This window comes from Neglectibacter sp. X4 (genome assembly GCF_009917365.1).
Lineage (GTDB): Bacteria > Bacillota > Clostridia > Oscillospirales > Acutalibacteraceae > Acutalibacter.
Genome location: NZ_QWLE01000087.1, coordinates 1 through 6075 on the forward strand (window position 1 = coordinate 1; position 6075 = coordinate 6075).

At 51.4% G+C, this 6075-nt stretch carries 8 protein-coding genes; 6 read left to right on the forward strand and 2 right to left on the reverse strand.

What is annotated here, in order from left to right; translation table 11 throughout:
* Window positions 1-124 precede the first annotated feature (124 nt).
* A complete protein-coding gene (locus D1841_RS16060; RefSeq protein ID WP_009901625.1) occupies window positions 125-709 on the reverse strand; it encodes a Crp/Fnr family transcriptional regulator in 585 nt (194 codons plus the stop codon).
* Between the two features lie 95 nt (window positions 710-804).
* Here D1841_RS16060 and D1841_RS18780 point away from each other — a divergent pair, with 95 nt between their 5' ends.
* The 6 genes from D1841_RS18780 to D1841_RS16090 all read left to right on the forward strand — a co-directional run bounded on the left by D1841_RS18780 (window position 805) and on the right by D1841_RS16090 (window position 5553).
* On the forward strand, window positions 805-1224 hold the full coding sequence (locus D1841_RS18780) for a hypothetical protein (RefSeq protein WP_201751355.1): 420 nt from the start codon (window positions 805-807) through the stop codon (window positions 1222-1224).
* Window positions 1225-1496: 272 nt separating this feature from the next.
* Window positions 1497-1661, forward strand: coding sequence for a flavodoxin (locus tag D1841_RS19390; RefSeq protein ID WP_347564040.1), 165 nt, complete (start codon window positions 1497-1499; stop codon window positions 1659-1661).
* Between the two features lie 147 nt (window positions 1662-1808).
* A complete protein-coding gene (locus tag D1841_RS16075) occupies window positions 1809-3134 on the forward strand; it encodes an MATE family efflux transporter (protein WP_160644629.1) in 1326 nt (441 codons plus the stop codon).
* Between the two features lie 16 nt (window positions 3135-3150).
* Window positions 3151-4020 carry a LysR family transcriptional regulator gene (locus D1841_RS16080; protein WP_160644631.1) on the forward strand — a complete coding sequence of 290 codons (870 nt, stop codon included), beginning with the start codon at window positions 3151-3153 and terminating at the stop codon, window positions 4018-4020.
* Window positions 4021-4237: 217 nt separating this feature from the next.
* A complete protein-coding gene (locus D1841_RS16085; protein ID WP_160644632.1) occupies window positions 4238-4504 on the forward strand; it encodes a hypothetical protein in 267 nt (88 codons plus the stop codon).
* A gap of 17 nt (window positions 4505-4521) precedes the next feature.
* The gene (locus tag D1841_RS16090; RefSeq protein WP_160644634.1) at window positions 4522-5553 is read left to right on the forward strand and encodes an aldo/keto reductase; all 1032 of its coding nucleotides are present in this window, start codon (window positions 4522-4524) and stop codon (window positions 5551-5553) included.
* A gap of 327 nt (window positions 5554-5880) precedes the next feature.
* Here D1841_RS16090 and D1841_RS18785 read toward each other — a convergent pair.
* Window positions 5881-6075 (reverse strand): hypothetical protein (locus D1841_RS18785; protein ID WP_207709230.1); only part of this gene is annotated, 195 nt, incomplete at its 5' end.

The following is a 6075-nucleotide window of genomic DNA, read 5'->3' on the forward strand; positions in this document are numbered from 1 at the left end:
CGTGAGCTTTTCCTCGTTGCGTAGAGTTTTTCGCTGATTTTCGGGTCTTTTCTTTTCATTTTTGCTTTACAGTGCCAGAATATTATAGCTCTGTAAAAGGAGGTTGTAATTCACATGGGTTAATTTATATCTGGTTTTTTAGTTTTTTTCTAATTCTACTCATAGAACCTGCTTTTATGCCAATAAACGACGCAATAAATTTCAACGGTATTCTACGTTGGAGATTAGGATACTCTTTACAAAAACTTATGTATCTTTCATCAGCAGAAAGGAGCAGTAAGTATTTGGCTCTGCTTTCCAATTTCCCCAATTCCTCTAAGTAGAGATTTTGAACATATTGCTCCACTTGTTTATCCATGGAAATAATTTTTCTTATCACCGTATATGGTAACTTTATACACTTACATTCTTCAATACATTCTACATAAAATGACGAACAAGAATTGGTTCTAAAACATTCTGAACCAAAAAAACCGTTTTCAAAACTAAAACACTTTGTAGCCTCTTTTCCTTGGTCATCTATGTAATAGCCTCTAACAATTCCATAAATTATAAAATAGAATGATGACACTTCATCACCCATTTGTATCGGATGGTAGCCCTTTTCATATGTAACAACGGAGGCTTTATTATCTATCACAACACTAATATCTTTATCCAGTCTAATCTTCAAACAATTTTTTAGATATTCACTTGGCTGTATAATCATAACGGCCCTCCATTATATTTTCCTTGTTACGGCTCATCATCTATGACTCGTTCTATTATGCCTGTCCTCCAATGTATATGCCGAAAGGTTATCTGGTGGAACTGGCAGTAAAGGCTAAGGCTGCAGTGAACATTCCCATTCTGGCAGGCGGCAGAATGAATGATCCAGATATTGCGGAAACAGCAATCCGGTATGGCAAGATCGACGCTGTGGTGATGGGGTGTGCAGCTTTGGCAGATCCGGAATACCCGAATAAAGTTTTGACTGGACATCCGGAAACAATCCGTCCATCTATGATTGATAAAATTAGTGCGCCGGTAGTTATTGAAAAAATAAATAATATTTTGGAGCATAATCCGGGACTGCTTGAAGAGTGGCAGACAATAGCTCTTTCTGATATTTTAGGAGGAGCTTTGACCAAAGAAGATAAGCACATTCCAATTAATGGTGAAAAATTGCTGCAAGGTTTGTTGTACCACAATCAGGAGAGCAGAGACATTGGGTGCAAAGAATAACGATAGCACCTCTGAAAAATAGGTTATCGTTAAATTTTACACTATGGAATATCGAAAGTGCGGCAATTCCAATTCAAAAAACGATAGCCGCCCATGGAAGGGTGCATTAGCCATTTTGAAAAGTGTTGATTTTCAGGCATTGGGGATAAATGTAAAAACAAAAGCACCATCTCAAGAATTGTATCCATCTGGACACGCAATTTGGTGGGGGCAGGCTCCTAAATATTATCAGCACGTTCCTGGAAAGCTATGAGTGGGGCGGCAAGACCATCATCCCCTTCAGCACCTCTGGCAGCAGCCCCATCGGTTCCAGCGCCACGAATCTGGAAAGCCTGACCAGCGGCGCGGAATGGCTCTCCGGACGGCGTTTCAGCGGTAGCGCAAGCCAAGATGAACTGCTGGCTTGGGCGGACAGCCTTGACCTGAATCTTAACTAAATCAGCCAGAAAGAGGTCGTGGGGAACCCGGCCTCTTTTACTTTTTTGCAATGCTTTTTAGGCATGAAAGTGAAACGAAATAAGCATTAGACATGTTGTCAAAGTTGTTGTATACTGGTAGCAAGAAACACGAAAGGGGCGCCTGCCATGTTCACAAACAAAGACCTGAAAAAACTCATCGTCCCGCTGTTCTTAGAGCAGCTTCTGGTGATGCTGGTAGGTATCGCCGACACCTTCATCGTCAGCTACGCGGGGGAAGCCGCTGTCTCCGGAGTGTCCCTGGTGAACTCCTTCAGCACCATCTTTATTTACCTGTTCACGGCCCTGGCCTCGGGCGGCGCCGTCATCATCAGCCAGTATATCGGCCGTGGTGTGAAAGCAGATGCCAGTGAAGCCGCCAGCCAGCTTCTCACCTCCTCCACCCCGTTTTCGCTGGTGATTTCCGTCGTGATATTAGTATTGCACCAGCCCATGCTCAGCCTGCTTTTCGGGCAGGTAGAGCCCGCCGTCATGGACGCCTGCATCATCTATCTGCAAATTTCCGTGTTCTCCTACCCGGCCCTGGCGGTCTACAACGCGGGCGCGGCCTTGTACCGGAGCCTCGGCAAAACCAGCGTCACCATGTACATTTCTATCGCTTCCAACGCGATAAACGTAGTGGGCAACCTAATCGGAGTGTTCGCGCTGAAAGCCGGGGTGGCGGGCGTGGCCTGGCCGACTCTCATTGCCCGGGTGTTCTCGGCGGTGGTTATCACCCTGCTGTGCTTCGGCAAGGGCGTTGACGCGCGCTACACATGGCGGCAGATATGCAAGTGGAACGGGGAATTGATGAAGCGCATCCTGCGCATAGCCGTGCCAAACGGGGTAGAGAACGGCATCTTCCAGTTGGTGAAGGTGGCGCTCTCCAGCGTGGTGGCCTTGTTCGGCACCTACCAGATCGCCGCCAACGGCATCGCCCAGAGCATATGGTCTTTAGCGGCACTGGCCGGGGTGACCATGGGTCCGGTGTTTATCACCGTGATAGGCCAGTGCATGGGCGCGGGGGACACGGCCCAGGCCGAGCACTACTTCAAAAAGCTTCTGAAAATCACCCTGGCCATTTCCCTGGCCTGGAACGCCCTGGTGTTCGCCATCACGCCGATTATGATGAACTTTTACCAGATATCCGGCGAGGCAAAACGCCTGGTCATCATTCTCGTGCTCATTCACAACGTGTTCAACACCGTCGCCTTCCCCATGTCCGGGCCGCTCTCCAACGGCCTGCGGGCCGCCGGGGACATTAAGTTTACTATGATCGTCTCCATCGCGTCCACCATCGGCGGGCGGCTGGTGTTCTCCGTGCTGCTGGCCATAGGCTTAAACTGGGGCGTGATCGGCATCGCGGCGGCTATGTGCTTAGACTGGATCATCCGGGCCGTTATCTTCGCCCTGCGGCTGAAGTCCGGGAAATGGAAGGAATTCAAGGTCATTTGAAATCAAGGAGGAGCCTATGGAACTGCGCGTCCTGCGATACTTTTACATGGTGGCAAGGGAGGAAAACATCACCCGCGCCGCCCAGTTGCTGCACGTGACCCAGCCCACCCTCTCCCGGCAGCTCATGGGGCTGGAGGAAGAACTGGGCACGTCGCTGTTCCACCGGAACAGCCATCGGATTTTGCTGACGGAGGACGGTATGCTCCTAAAGCGCCGGGCCCAAGAACTGCTGGAGCTGGCCGACAAGACCCAGCGGGAATTCCAAAGCCGGGAGGAACTGGCCGGGGAAATCGCCATCGGCTGCGGGGAAACCTGCAACATGGCCCATCTCTCTGACCTGATGGTGTCCTTTCAGGAGCAGCACCCGCTGGTGCAGTTTCGCATCTACAGCGCCACGGCGGACGAGGTAAAGGACCGCATGGAAAACGGCCTGCTGGACATGGGGCTTTTGATGCTGCCGGTAGATATCTCCCGGTACCACACCGTACCCATGCCCCATCGGGAGCGCTGGTGCGCCCTGGTGCGGGAGGACTGCCCTCTGGCGGAACTCCCCCAGGCCACGCCTCAAGACCTGCTCCCCTACCCCCTCATCCTCTCCTGGCGGGAACAGGTAAACGAGCAGGTGCGGGAGTGGTTCGGGGAGTGCTTTGCCCAGGCGAAAGTGGCGGCCCGGTACAACCTTATCACCAACACGGCCATCATGGTCAAGCACCGGGTGGGCGTGGCCCTTTGCTTTGACCTGGGCACCACCTACTATGACAGCCTGGGGCTGGTGCCCCTTTCGCCCAGTTTAGAGAATGGCGCGGTGCTGGCGTGGAAGAAGGAGCAGGCGCGGTCAAGGGCGGTGGAGCAGTTTATCGCCCACGTCAGAAATGCCGCAACGTGACGTTGCATCCAATACGCGCACCTGAGCGCACGGCGCCATGACGTGATAATCCCGCGGTAAACTGTCTGTGTATCAACAGCTATGCCTTTTAGGCATGAACTGAAATAGAAACCAAGTATTGGACTTTTCCCATAACCAGCGGTAAAATGAAAGCGTCCCCAGAGAGAAGGTTTCTCCGGCGGGGGCGCTCATTTCTTTAAGAAGGGAAGCTTGGCAAATGATAAAACAGGAAGCCCTGGCGGGGTTGAGCCTGACCTTGCAAGACATTGGCTTTGCACCGGATGAAGCAGAGAACTATATGCGTTTGGCGCAGGAGGGGGACAGCACCGGTGCCCAGCGGATGCTCATGCTCAATCAAAAGCGCCGGAGGATGTTGGATGAAATACACTTTCACGAAAAGCAGTTAGACCGGTTGGATTATCTCCGGTATGCGTTACAAAAGGAAAGCATGCCGGAGATACGGATGAATCAGGATAATAAATAGAAATGGGAGGAATCAGCATGAAGTACACAAAGTTAGGCAATTCCGATCTGAACGTTTCCCGCATCTGCATGGGCTGCATGGGCTTTGGCAACGCCCAGACAGGCCAGCATAGCTGGACCCTTGATGAAGAGCATTCCCGGGAGATCCTTAAGCGGGGCCTGGAGCTGGGGGTCAACTTCTTCGACACCGCCATCGGCTACCAGAACGGCACCAGCGAGCAGTTCGTGGGCCGCGCCCTGCGGGACTTTGCTAAGCGGGAGGACGTGGTGTTGGCAACGAAATTTGTCCCCCGCAGCGCGGAGGAAATCGAGGCCGGGGTCACTGGACAGCAGCACATTGCCAAGCTCCTGGACACCAGTTTGCAGCACCTGGGCATAGACTATGTAGACCTGTACATCTACCATATGTGGGATTACAACACGCCCATATACGACATCATGGAGGGCCTCAACAACGCTGTCAAGGCGGGCAAGGTGCGGTATGTCGGCATTTCAAATGCTTACGCCTACCAGTTGGCTAAGGCCAATGCCATCGCCGAGCAGAACGGCTTTGCGAAGTTCGTGTCCATTCAGGGGCACTACAATCTGATTTTCCGGGAGGAAGAAAGAGAGACGGCTAAACTCTGCGCTGAGGACAACATCGCCATGACTCCCTACAGCGCCCTGGCAGGCGGCAGACTGGCTAAGCGGCCTGGAGAAACCTCCAAGCGGCTGGAAGAGGACAGCTACGCCAAGGGCAAGTATGATGCTATGGCGGAACAGGACGGCAAAATCATCGCCCGGGTAGCAGAGCTGGCCGACAAGCACGGGGTGAGCATGACGGAAATCTCCCTCGCGTGGCTGCTGACAAAAGTTACAGCCCCAGTAGTAGGCGCAACAAAACTGCATCACATCGAGGGCGCGGCAAAAGCGGTTGACCTGGAACTGACGGCGGAGGAAATTGCTTACCTGGAGGAGCCCTACGTTCCCCACAAGCTGGTGGGCGTGATGGCACAAAATATTCCGGCAGCGGCAGGGCAGAAACAGGTATGGTCGCTGAATCAGAAATAATTTACCATCAAGAGGATGTACAGTATGGTGAATTTGCGTAAAGCAGACCCGGAATTTATGAAGCGCTTTGAGCATTTTGCCTTTGAGGAAGTCCCCCAAGAGGAGGGCCAGCGGCTGGACGGGGAAACCCGCTAGCGGGCGGTTTTAGCCACCCTGCTGGGCTGCCAGGGCATGGATGCATACAAGGTGATGCTGCACTCTCAGGCTACGACCACCATGGAATGTTATTTTGTCCTTGATTTATGTGGCTTAGTGGGCGTTGAAGTTGTGGGGTAAGGGTTTTATATGTCTATCTTTAAAAATGGCGTTCTATTGCGTAACAGATTGTTATTGATAAATTGCAATAGGGATTACTTGCAGAGCTGGTTCTTTAATAACATCACGAATAATGTCGGGATTATCTAAATTTTTAGGCATTTTTCTGTAAGCGAAAAATAGATACGAGCCTACGCAAGAAAAGAAGAAGGCGGTATAATGAAGGAGGGATGAAGAAAAACGGAGGATATAAGGAATGGGAACAGA

Bases quoted from the DNA above. Each gene is read 5' to 3' on its own strand.
- D1841_RS16060 (WP_009901625.1), bottom strand. From the start codon at position 709: ATGATTATACAGCCAAGTGAATATCTAAAAAATTGTTTGAAGATTAGA.
- D1841_RS16080 (WP_160644631.1), top strand. From the start codon at position 3,151: ATGGAACTGCGCGTCCTGCGATACTTTTACATGGTGGCAAGGGAGGAA.
- D1841_RS16075 (WP_160644629.1), top strand. From the start codon at position 1,809: ATGTTCACAAACAAAGACCTGAAAAAACTCATCGTCCCGCTGTTCTTA.
- D1841_RS16090 (WP_160644634.1), top strand. From the start codon at position 4,522: ATGAAGTACACAAAGTTAGGCAATTCCGATCTGAACGTTTCCCGCATC.
- D1841_RS16085 (WP_160644632.1), top strand. From the start codon at position 4,238: ATGATAAAACAGGAAGCCCTGGCGGGGTTGAGCCTGACCTTGCAAGAC.